Genomic DNA, 19,832 nt, shown 5'->3' with positions numbered 1-19,832 from the left:
GCTCAGGCCTGAGCCGATCTCGATGCCAACTGCCGAGCACCCGGCCGGGTCGCGCCCGCCGGCCGGGGCGGCCGTGGCGGCCGGGTGAGCAGCACGCCCGCCAGGCTCACCACGAACCCGGCCACCGTGAGCAGCGGCAGGTCCTGGCCGAACATGGCCCAGGCCCACGCGGCGGAGACCGCCGGGGTGAGGTAGAGCCACGTGCTCACCGCGACCGGGCCCCGCGTGCGCTGCACGTACAGGTACATGCCGTACCCGCCCAGGAACGCCAGCCCGACGAGCCAGGCGATCGCGAGCCAGAACGTCGGGTCCGCGGGCGGTGCGGCCTGCCCGCTCGCCAGCGCGAGCACCGTGAAGACCCCGAGCGCGACGACGCCCTGCACGGCCAGGGAGTCCAGGACGTCGTGCCCGCGACCGTCGTCGGGCGCGGGCCACAGGTCGCCCAGCACGGTGGCGGCCGACAGCGACAGCATCCCGAGCACCGCCCAGAGCGCGCCCGCGGCGCCGGACCCCGCGGCGACGTCGGGCCCGACGGCGAGCGCGACGCCCGCGAAGCCGATGGCCAGGCCGACGGCCTGGCGGCGTCCGCCCCCGCTCCTGCGCCCCACCCCTGAGAGAACGACCGCGACCAGCGCCGGCTGGAGCGAGGCGAGCAGGGCGGCGGTCCCGGCCGGCAGGCCCTCCTCGACCGCGCGGAACACGCCGTACAGGTAGCCGGCCTGGCCGAGCGCGCCGAGCACGGCCTCGCGCCGCAGGTAGCGCGGGCCGTACCGGCGGCCGAGCGCGAGCACCACGACGACCATCAGCAGCGCGGCGACGACGTAGCGCCACAGGAGCGTGGTGGTGGCGGGCGCGACCGGGGCCGCGAACGTGGCGCCCACGAAGCCGGAGCTCCACATCACCACGAGGAGGGCGGGGGCGAGATGCCGGAAAAAGCTCATGCCCAGCAGGTAACCATACAGGTCGGTATACTCGCAGTAGACCCCGCATCCCAGCAGCTCAGGAGGTCCCGTGCCACGACGCAGCCCCAACCCCGACACCCCGGCCGGCGAGCGCATCCTCGTCACGGCCAGCACGCTGTTCTACGAGCGCGGCATCCGCGGCGTCGGTGTCGACCTGATCGCCGACCAGGCCGGCGTCACCAAGAAGACGCTGTACGACCGGTTCGGCTCCAAGGACGCGCTGGTCGCCGCCTACCTGACGCGCCGGCACGAGCGCTGGGCGGCGTGGTTCCGCGAGCACCTCGCGGAACGCCGGGCCACGGGGCTCGACCAGGTGCTCGTGGCGCTGGAGGTCGCCGAGGAGTGGGCCGACGAGAACGTGCGCGGGTGCGCTTTCGTCAACGCGCACGGCGAGATCGGCGGCACCGAACACCCGGGCAACGCCGTGATCCTGGCCGACAAGCAGTACATGCTGGCCGCCTTCCAGGGCCTGCTGCGCGACGCCGGGCACCCGGACGCGGAGGGTGTCGGCGCGCAGGTCCACCTGCTCTACGAGGGTGCGATGGTCGCGCACACGACGCGTGCGCAGCCGGACGCGTTCGGCGTCGCGCGCGCGGCGGCCGGGGCCCTGCTGCGGGACTGAGCGGCAGGGCCGGGGCCGGGGCCGAGCGCAGGACCGGGCGCAGGGCCGCTGTGTACTCTCGGCCCGTGCACCAGCAGAGCATCCTCCAGCCCGGCACGGGCACCGGCCCCACCGCCGACGTCGTCGACGGGGCCACCTACCTGCCCACCTCGCCCGACACCGCGTACTGGGGCCGCCTGCCCTGCGCGGCGGACACGGCGGTGCTGAGCGTGGACCCGGGGCAGGAGGTCGTCGTCGACACCCTGTCCCACGAGGGCCTCCTGGAGGACCAGGGCGGGGACCCGGTCGCGTACTTCGTCGAGCGGGGCGTCCCCGAGGACGCCGTCCTGGCCGACGCCGTGGAGCTCGCGGCCGCCCGCCGGTCCCGCCTGGGCGCGCGGACGCCGGGGCTGCCCGATGCACCCGGCGCGCACGGCGGCCACGTGGTCACGGGGCCGGTCGAGGTGCGCGGCGCGCGGCCCGGCGACCTGCTCGCGATCCGCGTGCTGTCCACCGAGCCGCGAGTGCCGTACGGCGTCATCTCCAACCGGCACGGCCGCGGCTCCCTGCCGGACGAGTTCCCGGCCGGCGGGGCGGGCATCGTGAGCGTCTTCGCGGAGGTGGACACCTGGGCCGACGGCGCCGGCCGCGGGTCCATCCCGCTCGCGGAGGACTCCGCCGCCCGGGTCGGCTTCGACCTGCACCCGTTCCTCGGCATCATGGGCGTGGCCGCGGCCGGGGACGAGCGGCCGCACTCGGTGCCACCGGGGCCGTTCGGCGGCAACATCGACATCAACCTGCTGGGCGCCGGGTCCACGCTCTACCTGCCGGTGCAGGTGGCCGGGGCGCTCGCGTACGTGGGCGACCCGCACTTCGCGCAGGGTGACGGCGAGGTGGCGCTCACCGCCTTCGAGGCCTCGCTGCGCGTGCGGCTCGGGTTCGACGTGATCCCGGCGTCCGACGCCGTCGCGGCCTTCGGAGAGCTGGCCGGACCGCTCGCCGAGACCACGGAGTTCCTGGTGCCGACCGGGCTGGACCGCGACCTCGACGTCGCCGTGCAGAACTGCGTGCGCGCGGCGGTCGCGCTGCTGGGCGTGCGGTACGGGATGGCGCCCGCGCATGCCTACGCGTACCTGTCCGCCGCGACGGACTTCGACATCTCGCAGGTGGTCGACGTCGTCAAGGGCGTGCACGCGCGGATCCGCAAGGCGGACTTCCTGCCGCGGTAGGCACGGTGCGCGCCGGCGGCGGCCCGATCCGCCCGTCGCGGCCAGACCCCGCCGCGGCTCGGCCCGTCGCGGCTCGGCCCGCCGCGGCCGAACGTAGGGCCGCTCGGCGCATGAGCGCTCAGGCGCCGAGCAACCCTACGTTCGCCCGCGGCTGCGCCCGCGCCCGTGTCCCGGCCGCGGTGGGCCGCGCGGGGGCGGCCGCGCGGTGGCTACGCGCAGCACGCCGCGGTCGGCAGCAGCCGAACGTAGGGCCCGTCGGCGCATGAGCGCCCACACGCCGACGAACCCTACGTTCGATGGCGGTGCGGTGACGGCCCGGCCCGGCCCGCCGCGGCCGAACGTAGAGCCCGTCGGCGCATGAGCCCTCACACGGCGCCGAACCCTACGTTCGACGGCGGTGCGGTGGCGGTGCGGTGGCGGCCCGGCCCGCCGCAGCCCAACGTAGGTCCCATCGGCGCAAGAGCGCCCAGACGCCGACGAAACCTACGTTCGGCGGCGGCGCGGTGGCGGTGCGGTGGCGGCCCGGCCCGTCGCAGCCGAACGTAGGGCCCGTCGGCGCATGAGCGCGCAGGCGCCGACGAACCCTACGTTCGCCCGCGCCCGGCCACGTCTGCCCCGGGCGGTGGGGCCCCGCGGGTCAGGCCCCGCGGCGGCGGTCGTACCAGTCCGGGAGCTGCTCGAACCCTGCCGACCGGTAGGTCGCGACGGCGGGGGTGCGCGCGCTCTCGGTGATGACGACGGCGCTCGACGACCCGAGCTCCCGCAGCGTGGCCGCCGCGGCGACGGTGATCGCCCGCCCGTAGCCGTGACCGCGCTGGTCCGGGTGCACGCCCAGGGGCTCGATCAGCCCGGGCCGCCCGGGGCCGGCCGACCACACCGTCGTCGCGCCCACGGCCGTGCCCGCGGCGTCCCGCGCCAGCAGGCAGCGCGCGTCGGCGTACAGCGGCCCGGCCGCCATGTCGTGCCAGCGCTCGTCGACGAACGTCGGGCCGCCGAACGCGGCCCGGTGCACGGCGGTCCGCTCGCTCACCTGCTCGGGGCCGACCACCTCGACCCGCACGCCGGAGTCCTCGACCGGGGCGGGATCGACCGGGTCCGTCAGGTCGCGCACCAGCGGGGCGAACGGGTCGTCGAGGCCCCAGCCCGCCTCGCCCAGCAGGTCCTGCACCAGGGCGCCGTCGGGCGCCTCGACGCTCACGGCGCCGTCCGGCAGCACGCCCTGGTCCGGCGCCGACAGGTCCGCGACCAGCCGGCGGGCGAGCTCCTCGTCCTGGCGCGCGTCGGGCGCGGTCGTCAGGCGCAGCAGCCGGGCGCCGTCGAGCAGGCCCACGGCGAGCACCCGCCCGTCCCGGCTCCAGGTGCGGACGGCGGCGGCCGCGGCGGAGGCGCCGAAGCGCCGGAACCAGCCGATGTCCCCGGGGTGCAGCTGCACGGGTGCGGCGTCGGACTGCCATTCCCGCAGCGCCCCGGTGGCCCGGTTCAGGTCGTCGATCCCGGGATCGCCCCTCATGATCGTCATGGGCTGATCCAACCTCTCGGCCCCGCCGGCCCGCCAATCATTTTGGTGGCCCACTGGTGACACGCGTGCCCGTGGCACCTTTCTCCCACTTCCCGGCTCATTTACCGCATTGCAAACATCTCCGTATCCGATCCGGCACCCCGGACCGGCAGATAAATCACCGGGTCATACCTTGGCCCGCTGGAAGGAGAATGGTGATGAGAAGAGCGTCTGCACTTCTCGCGGTGATCTCGTTGGTGGCCTCGCTCCTCGGGGCCGTGGTCGGCGTCGCGGGGCCTGCTTCGGCCGCCGCACGTGACGGGGTCTGCGACAGCGGCGAGTTCTGTTACTACTACAACAGCGACAACGCGGGTTCCGTCTCGGACTTCACGGGCTCGGTCAGCGACTACGGCACCGCGCAGCCCTCGTGCTACGACTTCAAGAGCTCGGGCAACGGCCAGGGCCAGTGCATCAAGAACAACGCCGCCTCCGTATGGAACCGGACGGGCGAGACCGTCCGGGTCTACTACAACACCGGGTACGGCGGCGAGTACCAGAACATCGGCTCGGGCTACAAGGGCCAGCTCAGCGCGGAGCTCTACAACAACAACGCCTCGCACCAGCTCGTGGGCACCGCCGGCACCGACACGGGTGCGCGCAGCGGTACCTGCGAGGACGGCGAGTTCTGCTACTACTACAACAGCGGCAACGCGGGGTCGATCTCGGACTTCACCGAGTCCGCCGGCAGCTACGGCGACTCCCAGCCCACCTGCTACGACTACAAGGGCGCGGGCAACGGCCAGGGCGAGTGCATCAAGAACAACGCCGCCTCCGTGTGGAACCGGTCCAGCAAGACGGTCCGCGTCTACTACAACAGCAACTACGCGGGCACCTACCAGGACGTCGCGCCGGGGTTCAAGGGCGCGCTCAACAGCTCGCTCTACAACAACAACGCCTCGCACCAGTTCGTCGGGGCCCCGGCCGCCGGCGGCGGCTCGCGCAGCGGCACCTGCGAGTCCGGGGAGATCTGCTACTACTACAACAGCGGCAACGCGGGGTCCATCTCGGACTTCACCGACTCGGTCGGTGACTACGGCACGTCACAGCCGTCGTGCTACGACTACAAGGGTTCGGGTGCCGGCCAGGGCGAGTGCATCAAGAACAACGCCGCCTCCGTGTGGAACCGGTCCAGCAAGACCGTCTGCGTCTACTACAACAGCTACTACGGCGGCTCCTCGCAGGCCGTGGCGGCGGGCTTCAAGGGCGCGCTGAACGGCACGCTGTACAACAACAACGCGTCCCACAAGTTCATCACCGGCACCACGTGCCCGGTCTCCGAGGGTCCTGTCGACCCGGGCGGCCCCGGTGGCGACACCAGCGGCGACTACAACCAGAAGGTCGAGCGGGTCATCCAGGCCGCGCTCGCGCAGACCGGCCAGGGCTACACCTACTCCTGGGGCGGCGGCAACAAGTACGGCCCGACCTACGGCATCTGCTGCAGCCCGGGCGGCTACGACGACCGGAGCCGGTTCGGCTTCGACTGCTCCGGCCTGACGCAGTACGCGTTCTGGCAGGGCGCCGGCGTCGACATCGGCACCTACACCGGCGCCCACCTCAGCAAGGGCACCAAGGTCTCCATGAGCAACCTGCAGCGCGGTGACCTGATCATGTGGGGCGGCTGGTCCAGCACGTACCACGTAGCCATATATCTAGGAAACGGTCAGATGGTAGAGGCGGCGCCACCGCGCAACTCGACCAGCGTGCACGTGACGAACGTGTACGGAGGTGACTTCGGCATCCGGGTGAACATGTGATCCGGGCCGGAAGATGAATGGCACTGTCCTGCCACCGGTAACGGTGGCAGGACAGTGCCATTCGTCGTATTCGCGGCCAGAATTGTCGCGGCACCTGCGTGACAGGCCATTTCTCTTGTTGGGGTTCCGGGTCCGGGAAAGGATTGGGGCAGACAAAAGAATCCCCCTTCTCGAGATGGAGAATCATCGTGCAGATCAACGCCGTCCGGCGCGTCGCCGCCGTCGCCCTCTTCGCCGCACTGCTCACCGCCGCGGGCCAGGGGGCGGCCGTCGCGTCCGACCCGCAGTGGGAGTCGGACCCGCAGTGGGAGACCGCCCCGGTCTCGGCGCCCGTGTGGGACGCGGCCCCGCCGACCGCCCAGCCCTGATGTCCCGTGCGCATCGTCAGCATCACCGTCGAGGCGCCGAAGCACGCGGCCTGGATCACGTCGGCGAGACTCGTCGAGGAGGTCCGGGCCGCGGCCGTACCGCGGGACGAGCTGGCCCACGTCTACGCCGGCGTGCGGCCCCGTGGCTTCGGCGTGGTGGTCTTCCTCCTGGTCCCGCTGGACCAGGCGGCGGCGACCGGGTGCCGCCTGGTCCTGACCGCGGCCGACGCCCTGGGCGAGGGCTGGACCCTGGGCACGGTGCGGGTCTGGGGCCCGGAGGGCCTCAGCTGAGGTCGGGCGGGCCTCAGCTGAGGTCCGCGGGGGCCAGCCAGCCACGCTCCAGGGCCCGCGCCCCGGCCTGGAACCGGCTGCCGGCGTCCAGCCGCTCCATGAGCACGCTGCTGAGCCGGCGCACCGTCCGCAGGGACACGCCGAGCCGTCGGCCCGCCGCCTCGTCGGTCGCACCCTTGGCCCACAGCCGCAGCAGCTCGCGCTCCTGCACCGACAGGCCGTCGTGGTCGCGCCGCCGGTCCGCGCCGAGCGGGGTGGCCGACCGCCAGGTCTGCGTGAACAGGGCCATCAGCGCGGCCACGACCCCGGGGGAGGTCATCACGACCGCGCCGGACCCGGACTCGGCGTCCGCCAGGGGGACCATCGCGTGGTCCTGGTCGATGATCTGCAGGCGCACCGGGATGGTCGCGGCCAGCCGCACCTCGGCGCCGTTGTTGCGCAGCCACGTCGCGTGGTCCCAGGTGGGCTGGTCGTTGCGGATGCTCTCGAGGTAGACGGTGCGCATCCGCACCCCGCGGTCCAGCAGCACCTGGCTCAGCGCGCGGCTCGACTCCAGCGCGCGCGACGACGTGGCGCGCGTCGGCACGAACGTGCACAGCTGGTGCGTGCACCCCGCGGTGAGCGTCGCCAGCCGGTCGCGTGCCTCCTCGGCGGTGCCCAGCACCTCGACGTCGGGCCCCCGGCGCACGTTCTGCAGCTCGGAGACGAGCCGGGCGAGCGCCACCCGGCCCTCCTCGATCTCCTGGTTGCGCCGCGCGACGTGCGCCTGCTCCCGGGCGAGCAGCGCGGCGAGCCCCACCTCGGGGCTGACCGGGCGGAACCCCTCGTCGCCCGCCCACGACTCCTCGACGAGCATCAGGCGGGACAGCTCGTCCAGCGCGTCGCGGACCTGCGCCTCGTCGATCCCGAGCGCGGCCGCGAGCAGGTCGGGCCCCGCGTCGCGGTCCCGGAGCATCTGGAGGTATACCGACTCGGCGGTTCCGGACAGCCCAAGTCCTTGCAGCATGGTGCGACACCCCGATCGGACGGACGACAGGGGCGCCGGGTGGCCGTCCCGGTCTCGCAGGATCGCACAGGGCGGGAGGCCCGAGAAGAGGTAGCCCCAGAGTTCACCCGCTCCGCTGCGACGTGCCGTCTGACCTGCTGGTTCGGTCGGCCTGGCAGCATGGGCGCATGGCTCTCGACCTCAGCGTGTGGCGCGTCCGGCCCGAACCCGGTCCGCTCGTCGCCCCGACCGGCCCCGGCGTGCTCGACGGCGAGAGCGTGGCGGTGAAGGACCTGTTCGCCGTGGCCGGACAGCGCGTCGGCGCGGGCAACCCGGCGTGGCTCGCGGCGGCGCCCGTCGAGCAGGCGCACGCCGACGCCGTCGCCCGGCTGCTGGCGGCCGGGGCCGCCGTCGCGGGCATCGCGCAGACCGAGGAGTTCGCTTACTCGCTGACCGGCGCCAACGCGCACCACGGCACGCCGCCCAACCCGCGCGCGCCAGGCCGGATCAGCGGTGGTTCGACGTCGGGCCCGGCGACGGCCGTGGCGTCCGGCCAGGCGAGCGTGGCCCTGGGCACCGACACCGGCGGTTCGGTGCGCGTGCCCGCCGCCTACCAGGGGCTGTGGGGCATCCGGCCGACGCACGGCGCGGTCGCGTCCGGCGGGCTGCTGCCGCTGGCGCCGTCCTTCGACACGGTGGGCTGGCTGGCCCGCGACGCGGACACCCTGGCCCGCGTGGGCCGGGTGCTGCTCCCCGCGGACCGGATCGCCCTGCCCGACGACGTCCCGCTCGTGGTGAGCGACACCCTGCTGGACCTGGCCGCGCCCGAGGTGCGCGACGCCGTCGGGCAGCTCGCCCGGACCGCCGGGGCCGGGCCGGTGGACTGGGCGCCCGAGCCGGCGTGGCTCGCCGCGTTCCAGACGCTGCAGGCCGCCGAGGCGTGGGCCGCCCACGGCGCGTGGCTGGCGGGGCGGATGGACACGCTCGGGCCCGCGGTGCGCGCCCGGTTCGAGCGGGCGCGGTCGATCGGCGCGGACGAGGCGGAGGCCGCGCGGGCCGACGTCGGGCGGGCGCGGGCCGAGATCCGGGAGCGGCTGGGGGAGCGGGTGCTCCTGCTGCCGTCGGCCGCGACGGTGGCCCCGCTGCCGGCGGAGGCCGAGGCCGCCCGTGAGGCGACGATGCTGCTGACCTGCGTGGCAGGGCTCGGCGGGCTGCCGGCGGTGTCGATCCCGGTGCCGACGGCCGGCGGTCTGCCCGCGGGCGCCTGCCTGGTCGGCCCGGTGGGCGCGGACCTGTCGCTGCTCGCCCTGGCGGGCCGCCTCGCGCGCTGAACCGCGCGCCGCTCGTGCTGCGCCGCGCCGGCGCTCGCGCGCCGTCGCGCCGCCACGGCGTCGAACGTAGGCTTGGTCGCGGCATGGCGCCTCATGCGCCGACGAACCCTACGTTCGACGCCCTGCCGTACGGGTGATCGGCAGCTCGGCTCGAAGATTTACGGGGCTGAAACTCGCGTGCCGTTCGCAAATCGCGTTGAAACCGTAGATTTGTGTCATGGACCTCGCGACGTTCAACGCCCTGTCCCCGGCCGACGCCGCGGCGACCGTCCGGCCCTGCGCCGACGTCGACTCGTGGGTCGACGCGATGGTGTCCGGCCGCCCGTTCGCCTGCCGCGACAAGCTGCTGCTGCACGCCATGCGGGCCGCGGCCGACTGGACGGCCGAGGACGTCGACGCTGCCCTGGCGGACCATCCGCGCATCGGCGAGCGCGCGGCGGGCGACGGCACGGCGGCCCGGATGTCCCGCACCGAGCAGCCGACGGCGGCCGAGGCGACCGCGGCCCGGATCGCCGAGGGCAACGCCGCCTACGAGGCGCGGTTCGGCCGCATCTTCCTGGTCCGCGCGGCGGGTCGCACCGCGGAGCAGATCCTGGCCAACCTCACCGAGCGCCTGGCCAACGACCCGGCGACCGAGGCGCTGGTGACCGCGGAGCAGCTGCGCCAGATCGCCCTGCTGCGGCTCGAGACGATCGTCGAAGAGAGCGTCCCGGGTCCGGCCCCGGCCGCCGGCGACCAGGCGGTGGCTCGGTGAGCACCGCGTCGACCCACGTGCTCGACGCCGCCCGCGGCCTCCCCGCCGCCGGGCTCACCGTCACCCTCGGCGACCGCCGGGAGGTGACCGACGCCGACGGCCGCATCGCCTGGGGCGAGGTCACGCCCGGCCGGCACGTGCTGACGTTCGCCGTCGGCGACTGGTTCGGGGCGCAGGACCGCGAGACGTTCTTCGGGCAGGTCGTGCTCGACGTCGTGCTCGCCCCCGACCACACGCACGTCGCCCTGCTGCTGAGCCCGTTCGCCTACACCACCTACCGGGGGAGCTGAATGTCGATCGTCCTGGGTCCCAACCAGTACGGAAAGGCCGAGGTCCGGCTGGTGCGCGTCGACCGCGACACCCCGCGGCACCGCATCACCGACCTGAGCATCACCTCGCAGCTGCGCGGGGACTTCCGGGCCACGCACGAGTCCGGGGACAACACGGGCGTCATCGCCACCGACACGCAGAAGAACACGATGTACGCGTTCGCGCGGGACGGCGTCGGCTCGCCGGAGACGTTCCTGCTGCGGCTCGCGCGGCACTTCCTGGCGGAGCCGCAGGTCACGGGCGGGCGCTGGCGCGCGGAGCAGTACGGCTGGGAGCGGATCGGGACGGGCGCGGACGGCGCGACGGGCGGGACGAGCGCGGCCGCCGCCGGTCACGACCACGCCGCCGGTCACGACCACGCCTTCGTCCGCGGCGCCGCCGAGCGCCGCACCGCGCTCGTGCACGCCGACGACGCGGGCCTGACCGTGCTCGCCGGGCTGAGCGACGTCACGGTGCTCAAGTCGACGGGCTCGGAGTTCTCCGGGTTCCCGCGCGACCGGTACACGACGCTGCCCGAGACCGACGACCGGATCCTCGCGACCGACGTCACGGCCTGGTGGCGGTACGCGCCGTCGTTCGCCGACGCCGCGGGCCCGGCGGACTACGACGAGCGCTTCGCCGCCGTCCGCGCCCTGCTGCTGGCGACGTTCGCCGAGCTGCACTCCCTGGCGCTGCAGCAGACCGTCTTCGCGATGGGCCGCGCGGTGCTGGAGGCGTTCGGCGACATCGCCGAGATCCGGCTGTCCTGCCCCAACAACCACCACTTCCTGGTGGACCTGGAGCCGTTCGGCCTGGACAACCCGGGCGAGGTGTTCTTCGCGGCCGACCGGCCCTACGGCCTCATCGAGGCGGCGGTCCAGCGGTCCGGGGCCGGCCCGGACAACCCGGACGGCCGGGAGCATCCCGTGTGGTCCACGATCGGAGGATTTGTATGACCGACAGGCTGATCGGGTCCGAACGGGTACTCGTCGAGGGCGAGCTGCGCCCGGCGGTGATCCGGACCGAGGGCGACCGGATCGCCCAGGTGTGGTGGGGCACCTCCGACCCGGACGCCGTCCTGAAGCCGGCCGACGACATGTTCGGCGCCCCGCCGCCCAGACCGACGGCGGTCTGGAAGCTGCACGACCGTGTGGTCCTGCCCGGTGGCGTCGACACCCACGTGCACGTCAACGAGCCGGGCCGCACCCACTGGGAGGGGTTCACGTCGGCGGCACGCGCCGCGGCGTACGGCGGCGTGACCACCATCGTGGACATGCCGCTCAACTCGATCCCGCCGACCACGAGCGTGGCGGCGCTGCGGGTCAAGCAGGCGGCGGCGCGGGCTGCGGCGGAACGCCTGCCCGGCGACGCGGACCGGGAGTCGGGCCGCCTGCCGGTCGACGTCGCCTTCTGGGGCGGGGCCGTGCCCGGCAACGCCGACGACCTGGAGCCGCTCTGGGACGCGGGCGTCCTGGGGTTCAAGTGCTTCCTCGCCGACTCCGGCGTCCCGGAGTTCCCGCCGCTCGACCCGGACGAGCTGCTCGTGGTGCTGGACCGCCTGGTCCGGTTCGACGGCCTGCTGGCGGTGCACGCCGAGGACCCGGCGGTCCTCGCGGCGGCTCCGCACCCGCCGTCCCGGGCATACGCCGACTTCCTGCTCTCCCGTCCCGACGAGGCCGAGACGGCGGCGGTGCGGACCCTGCTCGACGCCGTGCGTGAGACCGGGGCGCGCACGCACGTGCTGCACGTGTCCTCGGCGAAGGTGCTCGACCTGCTCGCGGAGGCCAAGGCGGAGGGCCTGCCCGTCACGGCGGAGACGTGCCACCACTACCTGGTGCTCGCCGCGGAGGACGTGCCCGACGGGAACGCCGCGTACAAGTGCTGCCCACCGATCCGCGACCGGGGCAACCAGGACGCCCTCTGGGACGGGCTGCGCGAGGGCATCCTGGACTGCGTGGTCAGCGACCACTCGCCGTCGTCCGTGGCCGAGAAGGTGCTGGGCGGTCCGGTCGGCGAGACAGACCTGCAGGCCGCCTGGGGCGGCATCTCGGGCCTGCAGACGGGCTTCGTCGCCCTGGCCGACGCCGCCCGCCGGCGCGGTGTGCCGCTGGCGGACGTGTCCCGGTGGACGTCGGAGAACACGGCGGCGCTCGTGGGCCTGGACCGGGGCGACCGGCCCAAGGGGGTCATCGCCGAGGGGGCCGCGGCGGACCTCGTCGTCTACCAGCCCGACACGGTCACGACCGTCGACGCGGCGCAGCTCGCGCACCGCAACCCCGTCAGCGCCTACCACGGCCGGACCGTCACGGGGGCGGTGACCCACACCGTGCTCGGCGGGCAGGTGGTGATGAACGAGTTCTCCGAGGGTGTGGTGCACGGCCAGCTGGACGGCGGCACCTGGCGGCCGGCGAACGACGTCGAGCACGTGCGCGGCGACGGGCGGCTGATCGCCCGCCCCGGGAGCGCCGCTGCCGACGAGGCCAGGAGGCCCGTATGAGGCAGGTCCATCCGCCCGCCCGGCTGCTCATGGGCCCCGGTCCCGTGGACGCCGACCCGCGGGTGCTGCGCGCCATGGCCGCGCCGCTCGTGGGCCAGTTCGACCCGTTCATGACCGACACCATGACCGAGGCCATGGTGCTGTGGCGCACGGTCTGGGACACCGTCAACGAGCAGACCCTGCTGGTGGACGGCACCTCCCGCGCCGGCATCGAGGCGGCGCTCGTGTCGCTGCTGGAGCCCGGCGACCGCGTGCTCGTGCCCGTGTTCGGCCGGTTCGGGCACCTGCTCGCCGAGATTTGCGCCCGCGCCGGCGCCGAGGTGCACACCATCGAGACGGCGTGGGGCACCGTCTTCGACCCGGGCCAGATCGAGGACGCCGTACGCCGGGTGCGGCCGCGCGTGGTCGCCGTCGTCCACGGGGACACATCCACCACCATGGCTCAGCCCCTCGCGGAGCTCGGCCGGATCGCCCACGAGCACGACGCGCTCCTGTACGTCGACGCCACCGCGACCCTGGGCGGCAACCCGTTCCACACCGACGAGTGGGGCGTCGACGCCGCCACGGCCGGCCTGCAGAAGTGCCTCGGCGGCCCGTCGGGCAGCGCGCCCGTGACCCTCTCGCCCGCGGCCGTCGCCACCATCGAGCGGCGTCGGCACGTCGAGGCCGGCATCCGCACCGCCGACGACGTCGCGCCGCACGGGGCGCCGATCCAGTCGAACTACCTCGACCTCGCGCAGATCATGGAGTACTGGGGTCCCCGCCGCCTCAACCACCACACCGAGGCCACCTCCATGCTCTACGCGGCGCGCGAGTGCGCCCGCCTCCTGGTCACCGAGGGCATGGCCGCGGCCACAGGCCGGCACGCCCGGCACGGCGCCGCGATGCTGGCCGGCGTGCTCGGGCTCGGCCTGGAGGTCTTCGGCGACGTCGCGCACAAGATGCACAACGTCGTGGCCGTGCGCATCCCCGACGGCGTGGACGGCGACGCCGTGCGCGGCGCACTCCTGGACGACTTCGGCATCGAGATCGGCACCTCGTTCGGCCCCCTGCACGGCGTGGTCTGGCGCATCGGCACCATGGGCTTCAACGCCCGGCGCGACGCCGTGCTGACCACCCTCGCGGCACTGGAGCACGAGCTGCGGCGGGCCGGGTTCGCCACGGAGCCGGGCGGCGGCGTCACCGCGGCGCTCGCGGTCTACGACAGCCACCGGACCGTCGTCGAGCAGGAGGCTTCCCTGTGACCGGGATCGGCACCACCGCCTGGGTCATGGCCCGCTGCGACGACCTGACGCGGCACTCCGCGCGCCCGGACGCGCTGGAGCGGGTGTACCTGTCGCCCGAGCACGCGGCCGCGAACACGGCGGTCCGCGCCTGGATGCTCGACGCCGGCCTGGAGACCGAGACCGACGCCGCAGGCAACATCTGGGGCCGCCGGTCCGCGGCCGGCGCGCCCCAGCGGCCCGGCACCCCCGGCGAGCCCGCGCTCGTGCTCGGTTCGCACCTCGACACCGTGCCCGACGCCGGGCGGTACGACGGCATGCTCGGGGTGGTGCTCGCGATCGCCGTCGCGCACCGGCTGCGCGGCCAGGCCCTGCCGTTCGCGCTGGAGGTCGTGGGGTTCTCCGACGAGGAGGGCACCCGGTTCGGCAAGGCGCTGCTGGGCAGCTGCGCGGCGTCGGGCCAGTGGGACGAGGCCTGGTGGGACCAGGCCGACGCCGACGGCGTGACCCTGCGCGAGGCGTTCGCACGCTTCGGCCTGCCCCCGGACCGGGTGGGCGACGCCGCCCGCCGCCCCGCCGACCTGGTCGGCTACCTGGAGGCGCACATCGAGCAGGGGCCGGAGCTCCAGGACAGCGACCTGCCGCTGGCGTACGTGACCACCATCGCCGGGGCGCGCCGGTTCGTGCTCACCGTCACCGGCGAGGCCCGGCACGCGGGCGGCACGCCGTTCGACCGCCGCCGCGACGCGCTCGTCGCCGCCGCGCACCTGGTCACCCGCATCGAGGGGCTGGCCCGGGCGGCCGGCTGCCTCGCCACCGTGGGCGACATCCACGTCGAGCCCGGGGCCGTCAACGTGATCCCGGGCCGGGCCGAGCTCACCCTCGACCTGCGCGGTCGCACCGACGCGGACCGCGACGCGCTGTGGGACCAGATCGCCGCGACCGGCCGCGAGATCGCGGACGCGCGGGGCGTGACGGTCGAGCACACCGAGACCCACCGGGCGCCGTCGACCGCCTGTGCCCCGCGGCTGAGCCGGGCGGTGGCGGCCGGGATCACGAAGGCGACCACGACGTCGTCCGACCCGCTCGGGCTGTGGAGCCCCGCCGGGCACGACGGCATGGCGATGGCCGCCGTGACCGACGTCGGCATGCTGTTCCTGCGCTGCCGCGACGGGATCAGCCACCACCCAGACGAGCACGTGGAGCCCGAGGACGTGGACCTGGCCCTCGACGCGTACACCGCGGCCGTGCTGGCGCTCGCGGAGGAGGCCCGATGACGTCGCTCGCGGACCGTCCGCTCGAGGACCGCATCGCCGCCGGCTACCGGGAGCTGTCCCCGCAGGAGCGCCGCGCCGCGGACGCCCTGCTGGACCACCTCGGCGACCTCGGCACCTACCGCGCCACGGAGCTCGCCGCCCTGGCCGGGGTCTCCAAGGCGACCATGAGCCGGCTGTTCCGCAAGCTCGGCTACGAGGACTTCGAGGGGCTGCGCGAGGACCTGCGCACCCAGCGCGGGCGCGGCCTGCCCATCGCGGTGGACCCCGCGCCCGGGCTGCGCGAGCGGCTGGAGCAGGAGGTCAAGAACCTGGAGAAGGTCTACGCCGCGCTCGACGACGCGACGCTCGACCAGATCGCCGAGGCCCTGGCGACCGCGGGCGACGTCGTGGTCGTCGGACGCCGGGGCTCGCTCGGTCCGGCCACACAGCTGCGGCGCAACCTGGTCCAGGTGCGCGGGCGTGTGCACCTGGCGCCCGGCCCGGGCCAGTCGCTCGCCGACGACCTCGTGGGCCTCGGCCCCGACGACGTCGTCGTGGTGGTCTCGATCCGCCGGCACGCGTTCCGTGTGGGCGAGATGGTCGAGGCCCTCCTGGCCGACGGCGTCCGGGTGCTGCTGCTCGCCGACGCCAGCCTGCGGCACCTCGCGAGCAGCGTGACCTGGTGGATCGAGTGCCCCATCACGACCGAGGGCGCGTTCGACTCGCTGGTCGCGCCGGTCAGCGTCGTGGCGATGTTGTCCGACCGGGTGCACGAGGTGCTCGACGGCTCGACCGCGCGCGTCGAGGCGATCGACGCCCGGTACGAGCTGCTGCGCGAGATCGACGAGAGGTGACCTGCGGCTTCATGGACCTGGACATCGACACCGTGCGGATCGCGCGGACCCGCGAGGACTGCGTGCTGCGGCCCGGCGAGGTGTTCCTGGGCGGGGGCACGTTCCTGTACTCCGAGCCGGTGCCCGCCGGGGTGACCGGACTGGTGGACCTCACGGGGCTCGGCTGGGAGCCGTGGTCCGTGGACGGGGCCGGGCTGCGGGTGTCCGGCACGTGCACGCTGGCCGAGCTGGTCGCGGGGCCGGGGGCACTCGGCGGTGCTCCCGGGGCGGCCGGTCCGTACCGGGCGCTCGGGATCGTGGGGGAGTGCGTCTCGGCGCTGTCCCTGTCCGCGAAGGTCGCGCGGACCGCGACCGTGGGCGGCAACCTCGCGCTGGGGCTGCCCGCCGGTTCGATGGTCGGTCTGTTCGGGGCGCTCCACGGTCAGGCGGTGATCTGGATGCCGGACGGCGGCTCGCGCGAGGTCGCCGGCGCCGACCTGGTCACGGGCGCGGGCGTGGTCGCCCTGGAGCCGGGGGAGGTGCTCCGCGAGGTCCGGGTGCCGGCCTTCGCGCTCGCTCGGCGCACCGTGTTCCGGCGGGCCTCGCTCACCCCGAACGGCCGGACGGCGGCCATGGTGACGGGCCGGGCGGGCGAGCGCGGCCCCCGGATCGTCGTGACGGCATCGGTGACGGCGCCGCACGGCCTGTACGCCCGCGACCACGACATGCTCGACCGCTGGCTCGACCGGATCGGCAGCACCGTCGGCTGGTTCGAGGACACCCACGGCAGCGCCCGCTGGCGCGCCGCGATGACTCGGCGCCTGGCGCACGAGGCGCTCGACGAGCTGGGCGGTGCGGCTTGAGTACATCCAGGTGGACATATCGCCGCGGGGAAACGGGTACTCCGCCAGGCGTGTTGCTCTGCGTCGACAATGTCTACGCAGAGCAACACACCTCGGAGAGATGGACTTTCCCCGAGACGCTCCACAACCTGACGGGCCGGGCCGGCCGGCCGCAGCGCAGGGCTCCCCGGTCTCGGCCGCCGCGGACGGGGTGCGGCGCATGAGGGTCGACGGCGCCGACGTCACGGCCGAGCCCCGGCCGGGCCAGTGCCTGCGTACCTTCCTGCGCGAACAGGGCACCACCGCCGTGAAGAAGGGCTGCGACGCGGGCGACTGCGGCGCGTGCACCGTGCTGCTCGACGGCGCCCCGGTGCAGTCGTGCCTGGTGCCCGCGCACCGCGCCGTCGACGCCGAGGTGGTCACGGCGGCAGGTCTCGGCCGGTTAGGCCCGGGCGGCGACCCGGACGCCGACGCGGAGGCCCTGCACCCCGTGCAGCGCGCGTTCGTCGAGGCCGCCGGGTTCCAGTGCGGCTTCTGCACCGCGGGCATGGTCTGCACGGTCGCGGGTTCGCTGGTCGAGCCTGCCGAGACTGATGCGCCGTCGACCAGCGAGCTCCTCAAGGGCAACCTCTGCCGCTGCACCGGGTACCGGTCGATCCGCGACGCCGTCGCCGGCCGCGTGAACACCGAGGTCGCGGAGCCGGGGGAGGCGTTCGGCCGGGCCGTCGTCGCGCCGGCCGCGGCGCGGATCGTGCGCGGGCGCGAGCCGTACACCCTGGACGAGCCGGCCCCGCCCGGCCTGCTGCACGTCGCCGTGCTCGGCAGCCCGCACCCGCACGCGCGGATCACCCGCATCGACGCGACCGCGGCCCGGCAGGCGCCCGGCGTGCACCTGGTGCTCACGCACCACGACGTCCCGGACACCCTCTACTCGACCGGACGGCACCAGAACCGGCTCGACGACCCCGACGACACCCGCATGCTCGACCCCGTGCTGCGGTTCGTGGGCCAGCGCGTCGCGGTCGCCGTCGCCGAGACGCCGCGGCGGGCCCGCGAGGCGCTCGCCCTGGTCCGGGTCGAGTACGAGGTGCTGCCCGCCGTCCTCGACCCCGAGGCCGCCCGCGGCCCCGGCGCGCCGCTGCTGCACCCCGGCAAGACACCGGCGGAGCACCGCGTCGCGGAGGCGGGCCGCAACGTCGTCGCGCAGGTCCACGAGGAGTACGCCGCACCCGGGCAGGACGGCGTCGAGGCGGCCCTGGCGGCGTCCGCGGCGACCGTGACCGGGACCTGGACCACGGCGCGCGTGAACCACGTCGCGCTGGAGACGCACGGCGCCCGCGCCTGGCTGGAGCCGGGCCCCGGCGCCGACAGTCCCGGCGCCGACAGTCCCGACGGCCCCGTCCTGCACGTGCGCACCTCCACCCAGGTGCCGTTCCTCGTGCGCGACGAGCTCGCCCGCCTCCTGGACCTGCCGCGGGACCGCGTCCGCGTGGTCGCGGGCCGCGTCGGCGGCGGGTTCGGCGGCAAGCAGGAGCTCCTCGTGGAGGACGTCGTCGCGCTCGCGACCCTGCGTACCGGGCGGCCCGTGCAGTGGGAGCTCACCCGCACCGAGCAGTTCACGACCGTGCCGTGCCGCCACCCGTTCCGGGTCACGGTGCGCGCCGGCGCGACCGCGACCGGGGAGCTCACGGCGCTCGCGATCGACGTGCTGGCCGACACCGGCGCCTACGGCAACCACGCGCCCGGCGTCATGTTCCACGGCGTGCACGAGTCCATGGCCGTGTACCGCGCCCCGAACAAGCGCGTCGACGCCGAGTCGGTCTACACGAACAACCTGCCGTCCGGCGCGTTCCGCGGGTACGGGCTGGGGCAGGTGCAGTTCGCGATCGAGGGTGCGCTCGACGAGCTCGCCGCCCGGCTGGACCTTGACCCGGTCGAGCTGCGCCGCCGCAACGTCATCCGCCCGGGCGACCCCTTCGTCGTCGGGCAGCCGGTGGACGGCGACCTGGAGTACGGGTCCTACGGCCTGGACCAGTGCCTCGACCTCGTCGACGACGCGCTGGCCTCCGGCCGCGGCGAGACCGCCCCGGACGGCTGGGCCGAGGGGCGCGGGGTGGCGCTCGCGATGATCGCGACCATCCCGCCGCGCGGGCACTACACGCACGCGCGGGTCACGGTCGCGCCCGACGGCGACTTCGTGGTCGACGTCGGCACCGCCGAGTTCGGCAACGGCACCACTACCGTGCACGCGCAGCTCGCGGCGACGGAGCTGGGCGTGCCGGTCGAGCGGGTGCGCGTGCGCCCGTCCGACACGGCGACGTCCGGCCACGACACCGGCGCCTTCGGCTCCGCGGGCTCCGTGGTGGCGGGCCTGGCGGTCCAGCGCGCGGCCGCGGCCCTGCGCGCCGAGCTCGACGCGGTGGTCCCGACCGGCTCGACCCGCGGCGGGCCTGGCGGTCGAGGCGACGCACCCGGCGGTCGAGCCCGTCGGGACCTGGCCGGGATGTCGGCCGAGGCCACGCACGACGGTTCGCCCCGGTCCGTCGCGTTCAACGTGCACGGTTTCCGCGTCGCCGTGCAGCGCGAGACCGGCGCCGTGCGCATCCTCCAGTCCGTGCAGGCCGCCGACGCCGGTGTCGTGATCAACCCGGAGCAGCTCCGCGGGCAGGTCGAGGGCGGGGTGGCACAGGCGATCGGCTCGGCCCTGACCGAGGAGCTCGTGGTGCGCGACGGCGTGGTCGTGACCGACAGGCTGCGGCACTACCGCGTGCCGCAGGCCGCCGACATCCCGGAGACCGAGGTGCTGTTCGCCGACACCGTCGACCGGCTCGGGCCCCGCGGCGCCAAGTCGATGAGCGAGGCGCCGTACAACCCGGTGGCGCCCGCGCTGGCCAACGCGATCACCGACGCGACCGGCGTGCGCCCGCGCGACCTGCCGATGCGCCCCGACCGGCTGTGGGAGCTGCTGCGCTGAGCGCCATGGCACCCGAGATCGGTCCCTTGCGTCGAGACCGGTCCATCAACCGACCGGTCTCGACG

General features: G+C 74.8%; 18 protein-coding genes. 15 read left to right on the top strand and 3 right to left on the bottom strand.

The window, feature by feature from the left end; genetic code table 11:
- Positions 1–2: 2 nt before the first annotated feature.
- Positions 3–941, bottom strand: coding sequence for a DMT family transporter (locus ACFU5G_RS20925; RefSeq protein WP_377249199.1), 939 nt, complete (start codon positions 939–941; stop codon positions 3–5).
- A gap of 70 nt (positions 942–1,011) precedes the next feature.
- Between ACFU5G_RS20925 and ACFU5G_RS20920 the strand changes: the two genes are divergently transcribed.
- Both ACFU5G_RS20920 and ACFU5G_RS20915 read left to right on the top strand, forming a co-directional pair.
- A complete protein-coding gene (locus ACFU5G_RS20920) occupies positions 1,012–1,584 on the top strand; it encodes a TetR/AcrR family transcriptional regulator (protein ID WP_377249197.1) in 573 nt (190 codons plus the stop codon).
- A gap of 65 nt (positions 1,585–1,649) precedes the next feature.
- A complete protein-coding gene (locus ACFU5G_RS20915) occupies positions 1,650–2,792 on the top strand; it encodes an acetamidase/formamidase family protein (RefSeq protein ID WP_377249195.1) in 1,143 nt (380 codons plus the stop codon).
- 637 nt (positions 2,793–3,429) lie between these two features.
- Here ACFU5G_RS20915 and ACFU5G_RS20910 read toward each other — a convergent pair.
- On the bottom strand, positions 3,430–4,311 hold the full coding sequence (locus ACFU5G_RS20910; protein WP_377249193.1) for a GNAT family N-acetyltransferase: 882 nt from the start codon (positions 4,309–4,311) through the stop codon (positions 3,430–3,432).
- Between the two features lie 197 nt (positions 4,312–4,508).
- Between ACFU5G_RS20910 and ACFU5G_RS20905 the strand changes: the two genes are divergently transcribed.
- The 3 genes from ACFU5G_RS20905 (at position 4,509) to ACFU5G_RS20895 (ending at position 6,763) form a co-directional block, all read left to right on the top strand.
- A complete protein-coding gene (locus ACFU5G_RS20905; protein WP_377249191.1) occupies positions 4,509–6,104 on the top strand; it encodes a peptidase inhibitor family I36 protein in 1,596 nt (531 codons plus the stop codon).
- Between the two features lie 188 nt (positions 6,105–6,292).
- The gene (locus ACFU5G_RS20900) at positions 6,293–6,472 is read left to right on the top strand and encodes a hypothetical protein (protein ID WP_377249189.1); all 180 of its coding nucleotides are present in this window, start codon (positions 6,293–6,295) and stop codon (positions 6,470–6,472) included.
- A 6-nt stretch (positions 6,473–6,478) separates the two neighbouring features.
- Entirely contained in the window at positions 6,479–6,763 is a 285-nt protein-coding gene (locus ACFU5G_RS20895; protein WP_377249186.1) for a hypothetical protein, read from the top strand.
- A 13-nt stretch (positions 6,764–6,776) separates the two neighbouring features.
- Here the strand turns inward: ACFU5G_RS20895 and ACFU5G_RS20890 are convergent, their stop codons facing one another.
- Positions 6,777–7,769: a LuxR C-terminal-related transcriptional regulator gene (locus ACFU5G_RS20890; RefSeq protein ID WP_377249184.1), complete on the bottom strand. Its 993-nt coding sequence runs from the start codon at positions 7,767–7,769 to the stop codon at positions 6,777–6,779.
- A 167-nt stretch (positions 7,770–7,936) separates the two neighbouring features.
- Here ACFU5G_RS20890 and ACFU5G_RS20885 point away from each other — a divergent pair, with 167 nt between their 5' ends.
- The 10 genes from ACFU5G_RS20885 to ACFU5G_RS20840 all read left to right on the top strand — a co-directional run bounded on the left by ACFU5G_RS20885 (position 7,937) and on the right by ACFU5G_RS20840 (position 19,767).
- Positions 7,937–9,079 (top strand): amidase family protein, encoded by a 1,143-nt coding sequence (locus ACFU5G_RS20885; protein WP_377249181.1) that lies wholly within the window; start codon positions 7,937–7,939, stop codon positions 9,077–9,079.
- Positions 9,080–9,296: 217 nt separating this feature from the next.
- Positions 9,297–9,833 (top strand): 2-oxo-4-hydroxy-4-carboxy-5-ureidoimidazoline decarboxylase, encoded by a 537-nt coding sequence (gene uraD / locus ACFU5G_RS20880; RefSeq protein ID WP_377249178.1) that lies wholly within the window; start codon positions 9,297–9,299, stop codon positions 9,831–9,833.
- Entirely contained in the window at positions 9,830–10,123 is a 294-nt protein-coding gene (locus ACFU5G_RS20875) for a hydroxyisourate hydrolase (RefSeq protein ID WP_377249175.1), read from the top strand. Before uraD ends, ACFU5G_RS20875 begins: the two co-directional genes overlap by 4 nt.
- The gene (pucL, locus tag ACFU5G_RS20870; protein WP_377249172.1) at positions 10,124–11,098 is read left to right on the top strand and encodes a factor-independent urate hydroxylase; all 975 of its coding nucleotides are present in this window, start codon (positions 10,124–10,126) and stop codon (positions 11,096–11,098) included.
- Positions 11,095–12,639, top strand: a complete 1,545-nt coding sequence (gene allB, locus ACFU5G_RS20865) for an allantoinase AllB (protein WP_377249169.1) — start codon at positions 11,095–11,097, stop codon at positions 12,637–12,639. Before pucL ends, allB begins: the two co-directional genes overlap by 4 nt.
- Positions 12,636–13,883: a pyridoxal-phosphate-dependent aminotransferase family protein gene (locus ACFU5G_RS20860; RefSeq protein WP_377249166.1), complete on the top strand. Its 1,248-nt coding sequence runs from the start codon at positions 12,636–12,638 to the stop codon at positions 13,881–13,883. The genes allB and ACFU5G_RS20860 overlap by 4 nt, the downstream gene beginning before the upstream one ends.
- Positions 13,880–15,139, top strand: a complete 1,260-nt coding sequence (locus ACFU5G_RS20855) for an allantoate amidohydrolase (protein WP_377249163.1) — start codon at positions 13,880–13,882, stop codon at positions 15,137–15,139. Before ACFU5G_RS20860 ends, ACFU5G_RS20855 begins: the two co-directional genes overlap by 4 nt.
- Positions 15,136–15,972, top strand: a complete 837-nt coding sequence (locus ACFU5G_RS20850) for a MurR/RpiR family transcriptional regulator (protein WP_377249160.1) — start codon at positions 15,136–15,138, stop codon at positions 15,970–15,972. Before ACFU5G_RS20855 ends, ACFU5G_RS20850 begins: the two co-directional genes overlap by 4 nt.
- Before the next feature lie 11 nt (positions 15,973–15,983).
- Positions 15,984–16,814, top strand: a complete 831-nt coding sequence (locus ACFU5G_RS20845) for an FAD binding domain-containing protein (protein WP_377249157.1) — start codon at positions 15,984–15,986, stop codon at positions 16,812–16,814.
- Between the two features lie 199 nt (positions 16,815–17,013).
- Positions 17,014–19,767, top strand: coding sequence for a molybdopterin-dependent oxidoreductase (locus tag ACFU5G_RS20840; RefSeq protein ID WP_377249154.1), 2,754 nt, complete (start codon positions 17,014–17,016; stop codon positions 19,765–19,767).
- Positions 19,768–19,832: the final 65 nt, after the last annotated feature.

The sequence above is a fragment of the Promicromonospora sp. NPDC057488 genome, assembly GCF_042802395.1.
Taxonomy (GTDB): domain Bacteria; phylum Actinomycetota; class Actinomycetes; order Actinomycetales; family Cellulomonadaceae; genus Promicromonospora.
Note: the sequence above shows the minus strand (reverse complement) of the source record. Positions and strands in the feature narration are given on the sequence as shown.